This is a genomic window from Synechococcus sp. UW179A, assembly GCF_900473965.1.
GTDB lineage: Bacteria > Cyanobacteriota > Cyanobacteriia > PCC-6307 > Cyanobiaceae > Synechococcus_C.
In genome coordinates this window covers 81527-99609 of sequence record NZ_UCNJ01000012.1, presented here as the reverse complement: position 1 = coordinate 99609, position 18083 = coordinate 81527, and the positions used below count along the sequence as shown (strand labels likewise).

Here is an 18083-nt window from a genome sequence, read left to right as displayed (position 1 = left end):
ACTTGTGAAAGCCCTTGTCACTCTGAGGGGTAGTTCCGTTCTTTTATGGCATGAGCGATCCACTTGACATCGCTCTGTCAGCCGCGCCGTTGCAACGGCGTGTGCTGACGGCCTATGGCATTGGCGACGCAGGAACTGGCATGGCCACTGCCATTGTTGGATTCTACTTATTCCTGTTCTACACAGACATTGCAGGACTTCCTGCCTGGCTGGCAGGAACCGTCTTGATGGTAGTGCGGCTCTGGGATGTGCTTAGCGACCAGATGATTGGCTGGATTAGTGATCGAACCGTCAATCAGAAAGGACCGAGGATTCCCTGGATGCTCTGGAGCGCAGCTCCACTTGGCGTGTCCATGACGCTGATGTGGTGGGTCCCTCCCTTTATGGACCCTTGGCGGTTTCTATGGTTCGTACTCATCGCCAGTTTGTTTCAAGCGACCTACTCAGGAGTCAACCTGCCGTATTCGGCTCTTGCAACAGAACTCACCGTCAATGTGGACTGGCGCACACGCTTGAACAGCGTCAGGTTCACCGGTTCGGTGCTCGCCAGTTTGCTTGGACTTTTGCTGGGAGCTTTTCTGACCCATCGCGGCAGCTCCGGTTACCTGATGCTGGGTTTTGCAGCGGGTTTGATTTTGATCGCTGGGAGTTTGGCCAGCGCAGTTGGCCTTGCACCAGCAGCAGCACGCTGCCGAAGACCAAGTTCCAGAAGACGTCCTCTTTTGCCTCAATTGAGGCAACTTTTTGCCAACGGCTTTTTTCGACGCGTTGTGGCGATGTACCTGCTGCTTTGGGGGGCACTCCAGCTGATGCAGCCTGTCGCAATCATTTTTTTATCCGATTGTCTGCACCTACCCCACAGCTGGAGCACGGGCCTGCTGATCCCCTTTCAAGTCAGTGCCATGGCAGGAATCTGGATCTGGGATCAGGTGTCACAGCGTTGGAGTCGCCTGCGGGCTCTGCAGATCGGCGGAGTGGGATGGATCCTGATGTGTCTGATTGCCACTCTGCTACCCACATTCCCGGACGGATCAAACGTACTGAATGCCGTGAATCGAGGCCCTCTTGCTGCTCTTTTAATCAGCCTCACACTGCTGGGGATTAATGCAGCAACAGCCTATTTGCTGCCCTGGGCATTCCTTCCAGATGCCGTCGATGCTGAGACAGATCATCCAGCAGGATTGATCACCGCATTCATGGTGCAAGTCCAAAAACTTGGTAGCGCAGCTTCGGTCTTTGTTCTTGGTTTGATGTTGAGCTGGAGCGGCTACGAAGCCAGTCTGGGAACACAGCAACCGCTTTCGGCCCTGAGAATGATCCGCGTCGTGATGGGATGGATGCCAGCCATCTTGGTATTGGCCTGCTTGATCATCATGCGTGATTGGAATCGTATTCAAGCCCAACAGATCCCAGGCCAGAACCAAGTGCCGCAAAACATTTGAACTGAAAAGTGACACTTTGCGCACAATGGATAAACCTGACCCACAAAAAGGAGATTTTCCAACAAAAATGTGAACAATCTGAACTAATTAAGTTCAATCTGCTTGCAAGACAACGAGAAAGAAAAGAGCACAATTAGTCTAAGCTTTTCGTTTATATAGATACATTCAGCAATCAAGTCAGAAAGTACTGTCCATCTAATATTCGGCAACGCAAGAGCTCAAAGTGACAGTCCATTTGCCTTTTTCATCGCGCTGCTGAACGAAACCACTATTACCCTTAATCCACCAAATGACATCTTGATCGGAGCTAAAACGCGCTCCGCTAGCAGACATCACTTCAGGCAGAGTAAGACGACGACCATCAGGCAGCTGTAGTCGCACAAAGCTGAGTGAACGATCGTTGAGTGAGTAGTACGTCGCCCTGATTGTTTGACCACCCTCACATCGATAACGAAAGCTGTCTCCACGCTCAACAATTGGATCCAAATTGCTATTGGCCAGAGTTGATGGCACTGCTAACGCCATGACGAGCAACGCAATCAGAGTGACTGTGGAACGCATGAAATCATTGATAGGAGCATTCCCTTCAAGCGCTGCGAAGCATCAGCTTTAAAGCCGATGACAACCAGTTCAATTCCTGTACCACCAGAGGGCTTCCAGGCGTGATCAGGTGCGACTTCAAACCAACTGTCTAAACGAGGTCCCACCATCTGAATTTGCAATGGCAATGATTTGCCCACCAGCCAAACACGACCTTTAAGACGGATCACACCATGGTTCAGTACGAATTCAGGTAGCAGCTGCTCAAGCTCTTCGCGGGAAAATGAGCCTTCGCATCGAACCTGGCCACTGATGGCTTCAACATGGGTGTGCTCATGGTGCTCATGGTGCTCATGGTGCTCATGGTGCTCATGGTGCTCATGGCCAGTTTGATCAGACACTTCAACAGATGAGCATTGGTGCGAGTCGATTCCAAGCACCAAAGCTGGATCAACAACGCCGCGGCTGATAGCGAAAGTACCGGCTCCAGGTCTCACTTTTGAAGCAATTTGATGCTGCACCAACTCCAATTCGGATGAATCAAGCCGATCCGATCGTGTGATCAACACAAGGTCAGCAGCCTCAAGCTGATCCTTGAACAAGTCATCGATGGCGGTCAGGTGATCAAGGTTTGGATCTTCTTGTCGCTGACGCTCAAGAGCCTCGGGATTTCCAACAGGGCTTCCACCACTGAGAGCTTGACCATCCACAACAGTGACTACACCGTTCACATGCACACGTTTACGGATGGAAGGCCACTGAAGTGCTTGTAACAGAGGCCTGGGCAAAGCGAGACCACTTGTCTCTACGACGATTCCATCAAGCTGATCAGAGCGCTGGAGCAATTTCTCCATTGTGGGAAGGAAATCGTCCTGAACAGTGCAGCACAAGCAGCCGTTGTTGAGCTCTACTAGCCGACCGCTGACCTCTTCTTCAGGGCAAAAACCACAGCTGCGAATCAGATCTCCATCGAGACCGACCGTGCCAAATTCATTGACCATCACGGCCAAACGTTGACCACTGTTAATCAGAAGATGACGGAGAAGAGTTGTCTTGCCGGCACCAAGGAAACCGGTGATAACCGTGACAGGAAGTCGTAGAGACATCAGCGACATCCAAGCGATTCACGAGTACTGAGACCACTGCGGCTGTTAACACCCGTGGCTCTGCCGCACAACGCTTTCAGCTGAGGAAGGTCGATCACAGCATTGGTGAAATCCGTTCCTTCGATTTCAGCATCGTTGAAACGACTCTGCATCAGCATCGCGTTGGTGAAGTTGGCATCGCGCAGGTCAGCTCCGTCAAAGCGGCTTGAGAAGGCCACAACATCCTCAAGATCAGCTCCCCGCAGATCAGCACCCTGCAGCTGAGAGGTATTGATCACAGCACCACGCAAGTCGGTCTCGCTGAGATTCACCTCACGTAAGTCGGCTTTGAGGAATTCCTTCTCTTTGAGATCGCGTCCATGCATGTCGGCTGTGATGTCCTGAACAGCCCGTTGCCCCCGCAACTCTGGAGCCGTAATCGCTTCAGCAGCATCTCCAGCGAACACAAGTGCAGTGACGACAAGCAGGCCACAGACAAACGAAGCGATCAAGCGGCGGGAGACAGATCGGAGAAAAGCAGACAAGACCATGGTGAGTGAACGCTCGACAGGTGCCTGGGAACAGCTGCCGTAACTTGAGCGGTCACGATATGGCAGACGACTGCCCAGCCACGCGTCATGGCCAAGACTCTCCGGGTGGTGGTACCGCCCCATCCCCTGATCGCCCACTGGCTGACCATGCTCAGGCATGAGGGAACTCCACCGGCTTTGTTCCGGACCGCCATGGAGGAGCTCGGACGCTGGCTCAGCTACGAAGCAATGCGTGACTGGCTGCCACATCGCAAGGATCTGGTGAAAACTCCACTTAGCAGCACGGAAGGAACCGTGGTTGAAACAGCGGTTCCATTACTGGCGGTTCCGATGGTCCCAGGTGGGCTCCACCTCTGGGAAGGTGCCCGCCAGGTGCTGCCCAGCGCCGAACTCTGCCTGGGAGGACTACCTGGAACCATTGAGGCTCAGGCCGGCGTGGTGATGTTTCTGGATCAGATCCGTCATGGTGATGAACTAATCGACCTGCTTCAGCGTCTCGACCAGCTGGGCGTAGAAGCGCCGCGGCTGCGTGTGATAACAGCACTCTCCGCCAGCCCTGGTCTGAAACGAATCGGTGAGTCGTACCCGGAGATCACAATCCACACAGCCTGCATCGATGCCGACCTCGATGAGCAAGAACGCATCCTTCCAGGTATCGGTGATCCCCTGCAAAGACTGGGAATCAGAACAGCTCAGCCGAACTAGGCTGGACACATTCAAAGGAAGCCCATGGCGCGGCAGCAGGACTCTGCATCAGGAACACTGGCCACACTGGTCAGTGGTGCCGTTCTGGGAGCGGCTGGATTCGGTTGGTGGCTGCTCTCAGAAGCTGATCGCCGTCGTCGCCTTCGCAACCAGCGCTCGATGCTTTACGCACCGCGCATGCAAGACGGGAGTGAAGCATTCAGTGCCGGAGATCGACCTGAGCCTGATTCCGATAGCCACCTTGAAGCGCGTGTCGAGCAGCTGAATTCGGCGATTGCAGATGTGCGCCGTCAACTTGAAGATCTCGGCTCCAGGCAGTAACAGAGCGGCCGGTAGGTTGACCGGAGTGATCCGCCGCAACGCGAGATAGTCCATGCTCCGCTCCGATGCCGTCACCAAGGGGATCCAGCGTTCCCCTAACAGGGCGATGTTGAGAGCCGTGGGCTTCGGAGACCAGGATTTCGGCAAACCGATCATTGGCATTGCTAACGGCTACAGCACAATCACGCCTTGCAACGTGGGCCTGAACGATTTGTCGAAACGTGCGGAAGCTGCAGCACGTCAGGCGGGAGGCATGCCGCAAATGTTCGGAACGATCACCGTCAGCGATGGGATCTCCATGGGCACGGAGGGGATGAAGTACTCCCTGGTAAGCCGTGAAGTGATTGCCGATGCGATTGAGACAGCCTGCAACGGTCAGAGCATGGATGGCGTTCTCGCCGTGGGTGGATGCGACAAGAACATGCCCGGCGCCATGCTGGCCATGGCACGGATGAACATCCCAGCGATCTTTGTCTACGGCGGCACGATTAAGCCAGGAAAACTCGGTGGTTGCGATCTCACCGTGGTGAGTGCATTCGAAGCCGTTGGACAGATCACGAACGGCAAGATCGATATGGATCAGCTCATCGCCGTCGAGAAGAACGCCTGTCCTGGAGCTGGAAGCTGTGGCGGCATGTTTACTGCCAACACGATGAGCGCCGCCATCGAAACAATGGGATTGAGTCTCCCGTGTAGTTCCACGATGGCGGCGGAGGATGCCGAGAAAGCCGATAGCGCAGCCCGGTCGGCCGAAGTCCTTGTTGCAGCGGTGAAAGCGAACATCAGACCGCTGGATCTGCTGACGAGGGAGGCCTTTGAAAACGCCATCAGCGTGATCATGGCAGTTGGCGGCTCAACCAACTCGGTTCTGCACCTGCTCGCCATTGCAAGAACAGCAGGAGTCGACCTGAACATCGATGACTTTGAACAAATCCGCCAGCGGGTTCCGGTCTTCTGCGACCTGAAGCCCAGCGGTCGTTACGTCACCGTTGATCTTCATAGAGCCGGCGGTATCCCCCAAGTGATGAAACTGCTACTGAATGCAGGCCTCCTGCATGGCGATTGCCAAACGATTGAAGGCAAGACGCTGAAGCAGTTACTCGAACATGTTCCTTCAGAACCTCCTGCTGATCAGGATGTGATCCGTCCGATCAGCAAACCCATTTATCAGAAAGGACACCTGGCCATTCTCAAGGGCAACCTTGCACTGGAGGGAAGCGTCGCCAAGATCAGCGGAGTCAAATCTCCTGTGCTGACAGGCCCAGCAAGGGTTTTTGAAAGTGAAGAGACCTGCCTCGAAGCCATTCTTGATCGCAAAATCAAGGCTGGAGATGTGGTGGTGGTCCGCTATGAGGGTCCAGTGGGCGGCCCGGGTATGCGCGAGATGCTCTCACCCACTGCAGCCATCGTCGGTCAGGGACTAGGCGAAAAAGTGGCCCTGATCACTGACGGGCGCTTCAGTGGTGGCTCCTACGGACTAGTAGTAGGGCATGTTGCTCCTGAAGCCGCAGTCGGCGGCACCATCGGACTGGTTCAAGAAGGAGACAGCATCACCGTTGACGCCAATCAACTCTTGCTTCAACTCAACGTGGATGAAGAAGAACTAGCTCGCAGACGAGCTGATTGGAGCAGTCCAACTCCCCGCTATCGGACCGGCATCCTCGGCAAATACGCTCGTCTCGTCAGTTCCAGCAGCAGGGGAGCAGTCACCGATCAGCCCTAATCAGACCAGCAGGACCCTGAGGCGTCGAGCCAGGGCTTCCAACGGTGCCCCGTCGTTGGGAGCCGAACAGCGCTTGCCAGTGTCACCATCCATCCAAACCGGGTGCTGACCGTGCCATAGAAGTGGTCTGTCTGTCTGATTCCACCAACTCAGCATTAAATTCAAATCATCACCACTCTGATAAATCTCTAATTCGAGATCCTGTTCACTACAGCGGCTGCCATCTGGGTCTCGACATTCAAGACGAGCTCTCAAATCAATCATCGCCTGCAAAGAGTCGGTACTCAACATTGGCGCTTGATCAGCGGAAAACTGCTGATCGACTAGAACAAGCGCATGAATCAGCGGCTTTCGGCAAACATCCGCCGCCGAACAAATCAACACAGCCAAAGAAGGCTTCAAATCGTCCATGCTCTGATCCAAAAAGCCCTCCAACGATCAAAAGTTGCGTGCAGAGAAGTTAGCTAACAGCTCATTACTCGACCCCCAATAGAACACGCAGAAAATTGCAAGTGGGAAGTGTTGCCCACGATCAAAGCACGATTATCAATCAACCATGAACGAACGACTAGAAACCACAAACTTTCAGCGAGAACGACGGATATCAACAATGCGTGAATCCGAGGAAGATTCATCGAGGAAAGACTGGGCTGATTTAGCATCAATATCAAGACTCTGATTCAGAAACGCAACAGCATATTCAATTGTAGGAATATCCACATAGGGACGATTGGGTTTATTAAAGTTTAGTCCTGATTCACCACGTGCCCAATCCGCAAAATTCTGCATATCTCTTCCATCATCAATGCCAGCGATTGTGAAATGGCTAACACGGTTGATATCGATCAAAACAGCATTCTGGGCATTATCAAAGATCGCCACAGCCCCACCACGCCATGTGGGATCAGCTGAAGGTCCAAACAGCAGCGGAATTTCAGGAGATACACTTCCTGTTAGCAAGCCTTGCGTATCACTCAACTGAACCTCACCCGAGCAAGGGCAAAGAGCATCAGACATTGAACAGAAAATGAGAATAGGCGCAGAAACACTTCTAACAACCGAACTAGGGGTTGGCTGAACGCCATTCCACGGTGCAATCGCAACAACGGCTTTAACCAAATCGGACCCACCTGCCCCGAGATTAGAGGCCACATCAACAACCATCCCACCTCCCATGCTGTGACCCATGAGAGCGAGACGATTGGAATCAACATCTGAACGGCTCTTTAGATATCTCAAGTTCGAACGAATGTCATCTGCCATACCTGAAAAGTCGACAGCATTATTAAATTTGACCGGGAGCTGAAAGAGGTTACCCAAAGTGGCGAAAGGATGATCAACATTCATCACTCCACAATCACCTTGCTTCTGACTCGCAATCACCATGAATCCCCAGGAAGCAAGTCGAGACAAAGTAGACGAATACTTTTCTGCGGGACCACACAAACCGTGAGCAAAAACCACAGCAGGCCAAGAACCTTCAGGTGCAGAGCCTGTAGGCGCAAACAACAACCCCTGGCCATCAACCGATGACATCGAAACAGCGAATGGCCCAGGGCCTTTAAAACTTTCTTGCTCGGCGAGAGCTGCAGAACAGAAATGCGCAGCCAAAAGAGCCAATGGCAATGCACAAAAACGTAGAAAATGTTTACCTGGCAAGGGTGATTTCATTGCCCAACTCATGAATTATTACTAATACGATAGACTCACGCAAATCAAGCCGCAAGTTCAAAATGAACACGGTTAATTCCTGTCTCAACAAACCAACGACGCGATTATGAGTACCTACCAATCCGAAGAAGATGTGATGTCAAGCATGGAAGGGGAAAAGGAATAGATCTTCTTGGATATGGGAAGAATAGTGTTATCTAAATGCTTCAATCGAGCGAATCAAGAGCTTGATCGCACCCGCTCGATAACCTGGATTTGGCTCACCATCATCACCGAATCGTGAATGCAACAACTGAAGTCGCGTAATACACGACGGATCAAAGCGAACCGGAAGACTGACAGGTTTCGCACGCACCACAGGCCGGAGACGATCAAAGGGAATGTCAACGACTGTGGTGTTCGATGACTCAGTTGCAACTGTCGTGACCCAACGCAATCCACCTGGAATCAGTTCGGTGAGTCCGAACACTCCATCACGGCAGGCAACCGCGAACTTGAAACTGCGTCCTTGCCCATCCAATCTCAGACGCAACCCCTTGTAGGAACTGAGATCTAGGGGCGGTCGAAACACCGGAGAACGGCAGCTCACGAAACCGCCGCCTTCACTCACCACCTCGCCTTCAAGAACAAGGCCCTGGTCACTGAATCGGCATCCTGCACTACTGGACCCGCCCATGATCGTGTCATTCAGGCTGGCCCAATCGCGAAAGGAGTCACCTGCAGCGATCACTCGAATTTCCGGTGGCTGTTGGTAGGGAGGTGTCGTCAAAGACCTTCAGCAGCAGCCTGATCGGCGAGCACGAGAATCTCAGAGGCTGGCTGAACCAGCTTGGCAGGCGTGCGTTCCGAGGACTCCCGAGCATCGATCAGTCGAGACAGAGCCTGGCGCTTGGCATCTCCACTCACCAGAAACACCACCTGGCGTGCGGCACTGAGAACAGGAGCCGTGAGAGTGATCCTCTCAAGCCCTTTTCCCCGGCCAATGGTGGTCCAGCGATCACAAACTCGCGGAGCCTCAGTTCCTGGGAATAGAGACGCTGTGTGACCGTCATCACCAAGACCAAGCAGCATGAAATCAAACACGGGTGGTTCGCCCTGGCAGACCTTGGCCACCAGCTCAGCAAAGGCCTCGGCGCTGGCTTCGGGAGAGGCCAATTCAACAGTTGGAACGGGGTGAAAACAGGCGCGGGCTCCTGGTTGATCCCTCTTGAGCAGGGTGTTGCGCAACATGCGTGCATTGCTTGATTCATCGTCAGCCGCAACCCATCGCTCATCGCCCAAAAACACATCAACCCTGTCCCAGGGCAAGTGTTCCTGCCCCAGCAATGCATAGGCCAGAGCAGGGGTGGTGCCCCCAGACAAAGCAATCTGCGCTCGGTCCCTTTGATCAAGCGCCAAGTCGATCGCGGATCCGATGTGCTCGGCGGCGCGCCGAGCAAGATCCTGAGCAGATTGAACCTGCTCGATGCGATAAGAGCTCATCGCGGGGCCCTCACTTGAGCCACTCGGTGTGGAAGATGCCGTCTTTGTCCACGCGCTCGTAGGTGTGGGAGCCGAAGCAGTCACGCATGGCCTGCACAAGGTTCTGGGGAAGGCGTGCCGTGCGGTAGCTGTTGATGTAATCGAGTGTGCTGCTAAGGCAGGGCACTGGAACACCAGCAGCGGCTGCACCGGCGACCACTTTTGCCAGTCCGGGCAGACGACGGTTCACCTGATCGGCGAACCAGGGATCGATCAACAGGTTCTCCAGTTGGGGGTTGGCGTTGAACGCATCTTGAATGCGCTTGAGCAAGCGAGCACGAATGATGCAGCCACCTTTCCAGATCTGTGCGATCGAAGGCATGTTCAAGTTGTAGTTGTGCTCAGCGGAAGCAATCCGAAGCAACTCCATTCCCTGGGCGTAGCTGGCCATACAAGCCAAAACCATGGCATCCATGATTGGAGACATGCCATCAGCCGATGTGCCCATGTCAAACGACTGAATGGACGGCCCCTTCAGAATCGCCTCAGCCTTGATGCGCTGCTCCTTCATGGAGCTCATCACCCGTCCATTGAGGGCGGCGTAGATCGTGGGCACCGAGGCCCCCATCTGCAGAGCACTGACAACCGTCCAAAGGCCAGTTCCCTTCTGACCAGCCTTGTCCTGGATCTTGTCCACAAGCGGGGTGCCATCATCCGGATCCATGGTGCGTAGACACACCTCGGTGATTTCAACGAGATAGGAGGCGAGCTCCTCGGTGCTGTTCCAGTGCGCAAACACATCCGCCATCTCGAGGCTGCTCATGCCAGCGACCCGCTTCATCAGGTCATATCCCTCGGCCAGGATTTGCTCAATGCCGTATTCAATTCCGTTGTGGACCGTCTTAACGAAGTGACCAGAGCCTCCCGGGCCGATGTAGGTGACACAAGGGCCATCCTCAACCTGGGCTGCCATCTTGCAAACCAGACTTTCAATGGCGTCATAGGAGGACTTGGTCCCTCCTGGCATCATGCTCGGCCCTTCCAGAGCACCTTTGGCTCCACCCGAGACGCCCATCCCGATGAATCCAAAGCTTTTACTTTCCAGTTCAGCAACGCGGCGTTCGGTGTCGTGATATTCCGAATTACCACCATCAATCAGGAGATCTCCCTCATCCAAATAGGGGGAAATCTGTTCGATGACAGCATCCACAGGCCCACCTGCCTTCACCATCATCAAGATCCGACGTGGACGTTCCAGTTTGTTAACGAAATCCTGGAGGTCAGTCGCTCCTTGAATGTTTTTGCCCGCCCCGCGGCCGGACATGAATTCTTCCGTCTTGGAATAGGTGCGGTTGTAGACGACGCTCGAGAAGCCATTGCGCTCAGCGTTGAGGACAAGGTTTTCCCCCATCACGCCTAGACCAATCAGACCGAAGTGGGCCTTGGACATGCTCAGCTGGACCATTCACTAACGACAGTGTGACCACAGCATCCGAAGTCGGCTGCAACATGGTCAACCTCTGTCAGGAATGAACGATCAGATCACACTTCCGTCAGGAATCGATGCATTTTTTACAACGACCACGATTCCATTACGGATGTAAAAGCCAAGCTCAGCGCGATCGGCTTCTTCAACATTGTCCTTGTTCACGATCGTGACATTGGATCCAATGCGCGCGTTTTTATCGAGGATGGCTCGCTTAACCGTGGTGCCCTGGCCCACTCCGAGGGGAATGCCACCACGCTCTCTAAGCACTGCGCGCTCTTCGCTGGACTCAAAGAAATCAGCGCCCATGACGAGGGTGTCTTGAAGCACCACATCAGACTCAAGCCTGCTGCGGACACCAAGAACACAGTGATGAACACTGCAGGACTTCAGAATCGAACCCTCGCCGATAATTGAATTGGTGATCTGAGCGTCAACAAGTTTGCTCGGAGGCAAGTAACGCGGCCGTGTGTAGATCGGAAATTTCTCGTCGTAAAAGCTGAATGGGGGTTTTGGTTGTTGCGTCAGGGCGAGGTTGGCCTCATAGAACGCACCAATCGTGCCGATGTCCTCCCAGTAGTCGTCAAAGACATAACTCTGGAGTTTGTCACCTTGTGCAAGAGATTCAGGAATCACCTCCTTGCCGAAATCCTTGTGGTTGGTGTTGCCATCGAGAAGATCGAAGAGTGTTTGACGACTGAACACATAGATCCCCATCGAAGCCAGATAGGGACGTTCTTGAGCGGATTCAGGACTGAGCCCAAAGCGTGCTGTGTCCACTGCCATCTCGAGCAGGGAGTCACCCTTCGGCTTTTCACGGAATTCCTGAATATTGCCGTCATTATCCGTTCTCATCAGACCGAAGGATTCAGCCTGTTTGGCATCAACCGGCAGAGCCGCAACAGTCAAGTCGGCTCCGGTGCGTCGGTGATGCTCAATGAAACGGCTGTAGTCCATGCGGTACAGCTGATCCCCAGACAGGATTAGATATTCATCGACATCCCATTCCTGAAACAGCCACTGATATTTGCGAACTGCATCAGCGGTACCTTCGAACCACGAAGGGCTGTCGGGAGTCTGCTGAGCAGCGAGGACCTCGACAAATCCGCCTCCAAAGGAATTGCTGAGATTGAACGTCTGGCTCAGGTGACGGTTCAAAGACGCACTGTTGAACTGCGTCATCACGTACATCTTGTTGATGTCGGAGTTGATGCAGTTGCTGATCGGGATATCGATCAGTCGGTACTTGCCGGCCAAAGGAACCGCGGGCTTGGCCCGCATCTTGGTGAGGGGGTATAGACGCGTTCCCGCTCCTCCCCCGAGAATGATGGCCAGAACACGCTTCATGCCGCCCCCGCAGATCGGCTTTGCCGGGCAAACCTACCGGACTTTTGGGGCTCCCAACCGATGCATGGGCCAGATCCGACAAGAATGCTGGGAATCAGATTTAGACAGGGAAATTCCCAGCCGGAAATGACTCAGCGTTCCTGCTCGTCGTCCTGAACCAGATCAAACAAACGCTCAACCACAATCAGCGCATTTTGTCGTTCGCTGCGTTGCTGCGGTGCACGCAGTGATGTCACAGGGGTGTGCAGGATCTTGTTGATGATGCCCTTGCTGAGCGCTTCAACTACCTTGCGCTCTCGGGCAGAAAAATCAGGTCCCATGCGGCTTAGAGCTTTTTGCAACTCCTCCGACCGGATCGACTCCAGAGAAGACCGAAGCCGATTGATGGTCGGAACTGCCTCCAGGCTGTCCCACCATTCCAGAAACAGCCTCGCCTCTTCATCGAGCAGACCTTGAGCCTCTCGAGCCACCTGCTGTCGCGCTTCCTGATTGCGTTCGACAACTTCTTTCAGATCATCGACGTCGAAAGCCTCAACCCCGGTAATCCCCTCCACATCAGCATCAATATTGCGAGGAACCCCGATATCGACCAGCCGTAGTGAACTGCGGCGATTCAACTGCTGAAGTCGACTGGCATTAATAATCGGATTATCGGCTGCCGTGCTGGTGAAGACCAGCGAACAGGTGCTCAGGCAGTGATCGAGATCGTCCAGTGGACGACACTGCACCGGTAGATCAGGGAAATCGGCAGCAAGGGACTGGGCCCGGCTCACCGTGCGGTTCAAAACCACAACACCTGAAGCACCCTTCGCTTTCAGGTGCTGAAGCAAAAGACGACTCATCCGCCCGGCACCAACAACCGCCACCTGTTCATCTTCAAGGGTGACCAGATCATCCAGACCACGGCTCTGGCCCAGCTTCAACTGGGCGAGTTCAACTGCAGCAGAACTGATGGAAACGGCACCGGTGCCCAGATTGGTTTCACTGCGAACCCTTTTGCCCGTGCTCACAGCTTGAGTGAGCAAGCGATTCAGGATCGGGCCGAGCGATTTGTGCTCCTGGCCCAGGCGCATCATTTTCTTGACTTGAGACAAAATCTGCCCCTCACCAAGAACCAAGCTGTCAAGACCGGCGGCGACCCTCATCAGATGACCAACGGCGTCCTCGTGATGGAACGTAAACAGGTGGGGTTTGAGATCTCCAGTGTCCAGTCCGGAATGTCCACTCAAAAATTCCCTGACAGCCGAAATTCCCAGTTCAGGATTGCGAACAAGGGTATAGATCTCTAAACGGTTGCAGGTGCTGAGAATCGAAGCCTCAAGCACCTGGTCATGCCCCCGCAGGTTTTGTAGGGATTCCTCCATGGTTTGCTCAGGAATACTGAGCTTTTCGCGCACTTCAACCGGTGCCGTTCGATGACTGAGGCCGACAACGGCGATGTGCATGGAGAAAACCCTCGCTGCGGAAAGAAGGAGATCAGCTCAGAGCGATGCTCTGTGCACCTTCCTTGATGTGAACCGTGTTGGTGAAACGGCAGGTGTCGTCGAGATTGCTAATGACAAGGCTGCTGGTACGCGTGCAGTCCTTTTCGAACTTAACGCCGTGGAAGAGCAGACCATCGGTGATACCGCTGCCAGCGAACACCACATGCTCACCGGATGCGAGCTCATCAGCCTCATAGATCTTGTCGGGATCACTGATGCCCATTTCTGCCAAACGAGCCAGGTTGCCCTCCTTGGTGAGATCAGCCCATTCCTTGGTTTGAGCCACTGCTGGGTCATACACAAGCTGACCCTGGAAATGTCCACCCAGAGCACGCATGGCAGCCGCGGAGATCACACCCTCGGGGGCTGCGCCGATGCCCATCAGGCAATGGGTGCCTGTTCCGGCGAAACCACAAGCAATGGCGGCCTGGACGTCACCATCCGAGATGGGTTGAACACGAGCACCAGTCGAACGGATTTCCGCAATCAGATCCTTGTGACGCGTCCGGTCCATCACAACGATGGTGAGCTCATCAACAGCTAGTCCGAGGCATTCGCTGAGAATCTTGATGTTTTCGGTTGCGGACTTGCGGATGTCGACTTTGCCTTTGGCTGCCGGAGGAGCCGCCAGCTTTTTCATATAAAAGTCAGGCGCATTGAACAAGCCGCCTCGGTCAGAAGCCGCAAGCACAGCCATCGATCCGCGCTGATTGTTGGCGCAAAGGTTGGTGCCTTCGCAAGGATCAACGGCAAAATCCACTCCAGGACCAGTACCGCTGCCCACCTCTTCGCCGATGTACAGCATGGGAGCTTCATCGCGCTCGCCTTCTCCAATCACAATTCGACCCTGCATCTGAATCTGGCCCATGCGCTGACGCATGGCTTCAACGGCTGCAGCATCGGCTTCATCCTTTTTGCCGAGGCCTGTGAGGCGAGCAGAGGCGATGGCTGCCTGCTCAACAACCTCGAGAATTTCCTGGATGAGAGTGCGATCCACTGGAGTGCGGCGGGGAACTAGATGCGGTGAGGAGCAGCTCTCAGGACTTGGCGCCACTGGGCTTTTCGCTCAAAAGCGCGGCTTACTGTATCAGTGACTTCGAACAAGCCTGATATCGATGGCGCTTCTCTAAAGTCCCCCGAGTTTTCAGACCCTCCATGACCGCATCCGAACGCCCAATTCAGATCATCCCATCGGTGCTGCCCGCTGATTGGGCTGCCATGGGCCAATGCGTGAAGGATCTCGAAGCAGCTGGTGTCGACAGGATTCAGTTTGACGTGATGGACGGTAACTTCGTGCCCAACCTCACATTTGGCCCAGAACTGATCAAGGCGTGTCGCAAATACTGCGATGTGAAGTTTGAAACTCAGCTGATGGTCAGTCAATACAACTCAGAAACGATGCTTGAGCAATACGTCGATGCAAGCAAGGGACCAAACGGAGAACCTGGAGTTGTTATTGCTCACGTGGAAGCCAACACCCACCTGCACCGAGTGCTTGGCAAGATTCGACAGCTCGGCGGGAGTCCATCTGTTGCGATGAATCCCCATACTCCGATGGAGATGGTCAAAAACGTGCTCGACTTGGTCGATCACGTGCTTGTGATGACTGTGAATCCTGGCTTTGGTGGTCAGGCTTACATCCCCACCATGCTGGACAAGATTTCACAACTGAGAAAAACCGTCGATGAGCGTGGTCTCACTGTTGATATTGAAGTCGACGGCGGAATCAAGGCCAACTGGACCATTTCCCAATGTTGTGCAGCCGGCGCCAACTGCTTCATTGCGGGAAGCGGCATGTTCGCTTACCCAACACTGAAAGAAGGCTGCGACGATCTGCGCCGCGTTGCCCAGGAAGCCAGAGCCGGCAAAGTCTTGCCGACGCCTGCCTGAGCAGTTCAATTGAGTGAGCCAAAGTGTTGCCCCGGTCGCACCGGGGATCAGCCAACTCAGCTGCCCTTAACCCTCCTGGTCGGCCACATCAGCGCCAGAGCCCAGATCACTATCAAGCTGCTGACCAGGCTTCCAACCACTAGCCCAGATCTCACGACAACGGGCATTCAGGCTTTGAGAATCCAGTCCCCAATCGGCTACAACCTTCTGAATATCTTGTTTGATGTCATCGGCGCCTGGAAAATCGCCGTATCGCATCACAAGTCTGGCCGCCACAGTGAGCTGCTCAGGACCTGGATCTCCTTGATGACCAAGCAGGGAATCCACCTGGTCACGATCCGTTGCATAAAGCGGATGCGACTGACCGGTCTGTTCACTCATGGGTGAAATTCAAGCCTAGACAACAGGATGTCATTGAAAGGGAAAGTCCTGCTTAGATCAACAAAAAACCGACCTGTTTCCAGGTCGGTTTAAGCCCTAAAAATTAATCACGTATGAATAATCAACCAATCCGGGAGGAATGGCTTAATCAGAACGTGAAAGTTGTACGCAGAACTCCGCCGAACTGATTGAAGGTGCTATCTGAACCTTGTCGGCCAAGGTAGGTTAATTCACCCAAAGGACGACTTAAATAAAACACCGCTGGAGTAACAGTGATGTTATCGGTAACTTGGAAACCGTAATAAGCCTCCATAACGTAATTACCATCATAGGGAGTGTCTCCACCTTTTAATGCAGTCGCGAAGGTTGGTTGTCCAATCGCAAAACCAAGGCTGTTGCCCTGAAGGAATGCATCGTCCCAATGGAGTGAAACCTGCCAGGACTGCGAAGTCGTCACAATGCGGTCAGGAGCTCCATCCGTATCGTTCAGGGTGTTAATGCCCCAACCCGCACTGATTGCAGGAATCCAGCCTGTATCTTCAGGCTGCCAATACCCTGAAAGCGCAAAGGCGTTTAGAGAGCTGTTACTCGTTGCATCACTAACGATATAACTAAGCTGGGTAAATGCAGTGGTGTAGGGAACTAGCTGCGCATCCTGCAAGTAGGAGTAAATACCAGCAATGCCCCACTGCTCAGCCTGATATCCAATTTGAACAGTACCAACTCCAACTGAACCATCTGTAGCAATTCCACCTTCCTGAGGATTGCCATCCATGCCATTTTGAGAAACGTACTGAACGCCAGCGACGAAACCATCATTTTCGTAGTTGAGAGCGGCACCTGGACCCTGGGTCTTGTTGTAGGCACCAGGCGCACCATTAAGTGTTAGTACATCAAGAACTGTGTTGCTATCACCGGATGGATAAACAGATGGCCACATCGGCATCATGTCATCCTGACCAACGTTGGCACCCACAATAAAGCTGAAACTACTTCCAATCGGAGCTGTATAAAAGATCTTATCGATATAAATTGCATCACTACTATTACCGCCGTCCAGAGAATCTGAAGCGACTTCAAGTGTTGACAGAGTCGAAGGAGCACCGAAGAAGGCGGTACTTCCGAAATTTCCTGCTCGGAGGGTCGTCGTCAACAGATCCTTACCAGTAAAACTGGTATTGAGGTTGATCTGCGTGTCGTAGTTAAAGGTTGTGGCTCCGTACTCTCTGTTTTCATAGTCTTGAGCATTTTCACCACTGATGAAAAGCTGAGCAATAGCCAGATCACTAAACGGTGTGTTTTCGAAAAGACCGTCATCAGGATCAGCCAGGTAATCATTAATCTGGGCATCGGTCAGATCCAGATCGTATGCGTCTCTGAGTCCAAAAAGATCGTATTCATTCAGATCCCCGCCAAAAGTATTGGCGCCAAGAACGAAACTGGTCTGACCCTCAAGTTTTGTAGTGGTGGAGAACTGCATTGCTTCCAGTTCACCAACGCGAGCTTCCAGGCCGTCAACACGACCCTTAACGATGGCGAGTTCCTTTTCGAACTCCTTCATCAGGCGCTTGAGCTCGTCGGTCACCTCGGTGACGCGGTCGAGACAGGCGTTCAACAGTGCAGCCGCTTCGAAGCGGGTCATTGCACGGTTGCCGCGGTAGGTGCCGTTGGGATAGCCGGCAACGCAGCCGTAGCGCTCAATCAGGTTGCTGAGAGCCTGATAAGCCCAGTCGGTCGGGTAGACATCAGAGAACTGGGTGATGCTGGTGACCTGCTCCTCTGCCCCTGAATCGTGCGTTACGGAGGCATAGTTGGACACGCCACTCACGTTCATTTCAGAGGCGTTGGCGACCGTAGGAACCAAAAGGCCCAGGGCAGCAGGAGCAACTAGCAGTTGCTTAAAAAGTTTCATGGAATTCCTCACACCAAAAAAAAGAGGAACTCAAATGTTAAGAAGAAAGATCAAGCTCGCAAGGGGTCGCAACAATCTTACATT

18 protein-coding genes are annotated in these 18083 nt (G+C 53.6%); 5 read left to right on the top strand and 13 right to left on the bottom strand.

What is annotated here, in order from left to right; translation table 11 throughout:
• The first annotated feature begins 50 nt into the window (after positions 1 to 50).
• Positions 51 to 1442: an MFS transporter gene (locus tag DXY31_RS04915; RefSeq protein ID WP_114992691.1), complete on the top strand. Its 1392-nt coding sequence runs from the start codon at positions 51 to 53 to the stop codon at positions 1440 to 1442.
• A 195-nt stretch (positions 1443 to 1637) separates the two neighbouring features.
• Here DXY31_RS04915 and DXY31_RS04910 read toward each other — a convergent pair whose 3' ends face one another.
• From DXY31_RS04910 to DXY31_RS04900, 3 genes are read right to left on the bottom strand one after another with little or no spacing between them, the layout of a single operon-like run.
• Positions 1638 to 2003 (bottom strand): MliC family protein, encoded by a 366-nt coding sequence (locus tag DXY31_RS04910; RefSeq protein ID WP_244279549.1) that lies wholly within the window; start codon positions 2001 to 2003, stop codon positions 1638 to 1640.
• A complete protein-coding gene (cobW, locus tag DXY31_RS04905; RefSeq protein ID WP_114993068.1) occupies positions 1982 to 3088 on the bottom strand; it encodes a cobalamin biosynthesis protein CobW in 1107 nt (368 codons plus the stop codon). The genes DXY31_RS04910 and cobW overlap by 22 nt, the downstream gene beginning before the upstream one ends.
• Positions 3088 to 3618, bottom strand: coding sequence for a pentapeptide repeat-containing protein (locus tag DXY31_RS04900; RefSeq protein WP_114993067.1), 531 nt, complete (start codon positions 3616 to 3618; stop codon positions 3088 to 3090). Before DXY31_RS04900 ends, cobW begins: the two co-directional genes overlap by 1 nt.
• 87 nt (positions 3619 to 3705) lie before the next feature.
• Between DXY31_RS04900 and DXY31_RS04895 the strand changes: the two genes are divergently transcribed.
• The 3 genes from DXY31_RS04895 to ilvD are packed head-to-tail and all read left to right on the top strand — an operon-like array spanning position 3706 to position 6367.
• Positions 3706 to 4323, top strand: coding sequence for a uracil phosphoribosyltransferase (locus tag DXY31_RS04895; protein ID WP_114992689.1), 618 nt, complete (start codon positions 3706 to 3708; stop codon positions 4321 to 4323).
• 24 nt (positions 4324 to 4347) lie between these two features.
• Positions 4348 to 4644, top strand: coding sequence for a hypothetical protein (locus tag DXY31_RS04890; RefSeq protein WP_114992687.1), 297 nt, complete (start codon positions 4348 to 4350; stop codon positions 4642 to 4644).
• A 52-nt stretch (positions 4645 to 4696) separates the two neighbouring features.
• Entirely contained in the window at positions 4697 to 6367 is a 1671-nt protein-coding gene (gene ilvD, locus DXY31_RS04885; RefSeq protein WP_114992685.1) for a dihydroxy-acid dehydratase, read from the top strand.
• Here ilvD and DXY31_RS04880 read toward each other — a convergent pair whose 3' ends face one another.
• The 8 genes from DXY31_RS04880 to glpX all read right to left on the bottom strand — a co-directional run bounded on the left by DXY31_RS04880 (position 6368) and on the right by glpX (position 14813).
• The gene (locus tag DXY31_RS04880) at positions 6368 to 6778 is read right to left on the bottom strand and encodes a hypothetical protein (RefSeq protein ID WP_114993066.1); all 411 of its coding nucleotides are present in this window, start codon (positions 6776 to 6778) and stop codon (positions 6368 to 6370) included.
• 174 nt (positions 6779 to 6952) lie between these two features.
• Positions 6953 to 8038, bottom strand: coding sequence for a dienelactone hydrolase family protein (locus tag DXY31_RS04875; protein WP_170953562.1), 1086 nt, complete (start codon positions 8036 to 8038; stop codon positions 6953 to 6955).
• 193 nt (positions 8039 to 8231) lie between these two features.
• Positions 8232 to 8807 carry a CIA30 family protein gene (locus DXY31_RS04870; protein WP_114992681.1) on the bottom strand — a complete coding sequence of 192 codons (576 nt, stop codon included), beginning with the start codon at positions 8805 to 8807 and terminating at the stop codon, positions 8232 to 8234.
• A complete protein-coding gene (gene pgl / locus DXY31_RS04865) occupies positions 8804 to 9520 on the bottom strand; it encodes a 6-phosphogluconolactonase (protein ID WP_114992679.1) in 717 nt (238 codons plus the stop codon). Before pgl ends, DXY31_RS04870 begins: the two co-directional genes overlap by 4 nt.
• A gap of 10 nt (positions 9521 to 9530) precedes the next feature.
• The gene (gene gndA, locus DXY31_RS04860; protein ID WP_114992677.1) at positions 9531 to 10949 is read right to left on the bottom strand and encodes an NADP-dependent phosphogluconate dehydrogenase; all 1419 of its coding nucleotides are present in this window, start codon (positions 10947 to 10949) and stop codon (positions 9531 to 9533) included.
• A gap of 87 nt (positions 10950 to 11036) precedes the next feature.
• Positions 11037 to 12332, bottom strand: coding sequence for a glucose-1-phosphate adenylyltransferase (locus DXY31_RS04855; RefSeq protein ID WP_114992675.1), 1296 nt, complete (start codon positions 12330 to 12332; stop codon positions 11037 to 11039).
• 131 nt (positions 12333 to 12463) lie between these two features.
• Positions 12464 to 13777: a glutamyl-tRNA reductase gene (locus DXY31_RS04850; RefSeq protein ID WP_114992673.1), complete on the bottom strand. Its 1314-nt coding sequence runs from the start codon at positions 13775 to 13777 to the stop codon at positions 12464 to 12466.
• A gap of 31 nt (positions 13778 to 13808) precedes the next feature.
• Positions 13809 to 14813: a class II fructose-bisphosphatase gene (gene glpX / locus DXY31_RS04845; RefSeq protein WP_114992670.1), complete on the bottom strand. Its 1005-nt coding sequence runs from the start codon at positions 14811 to 14813 to the stop codon at positions 13809 to 13811.
• Between the two features lie 158 nt (positions 14814 to 14971).
• Between glpX and rpe the strand changes: the two genes are divergently transcribed.
• Positions 14972 to 15706, top strand: a complete 735-nt coding sequence (gene rpe / locus DXY31_RS04840) for a ribulose-phosphate 3-epimerase (protein WP_114992669.1) — start codon at positions 14972 to 14974, stop codon at positions 15704 to 15706.
• 66 nt (positions 15707 to 15772) lie between these two features.
• Here the strand turns inward: rpe and DXY31_RS04835 are convergent, their stop codons facing one another.
• Entirely contained in the window at positions 15773 to 16087 is a 315-nt protein-coding gene (locus tag DXY31_RS04835; protein WP_114992667.1) for a DUF3288 family protein, read from the bottom strand.
• A 148-nt stretch (positions 16088 to 16235) separates the two neighbouring features.
• Positions 16236 to 17999 (bottom strand): iron uptake porin, encoded by a 1764-nt coding sequence (locus DXY31_RS04830; protein ID WP_114992665.1) that lies wholly within the window; start codon positions 17997 to 17999, stop codon positions 16236 to 16238.
• Positions 18000 to 18083 lie beyond the last annotated feature (84 nt).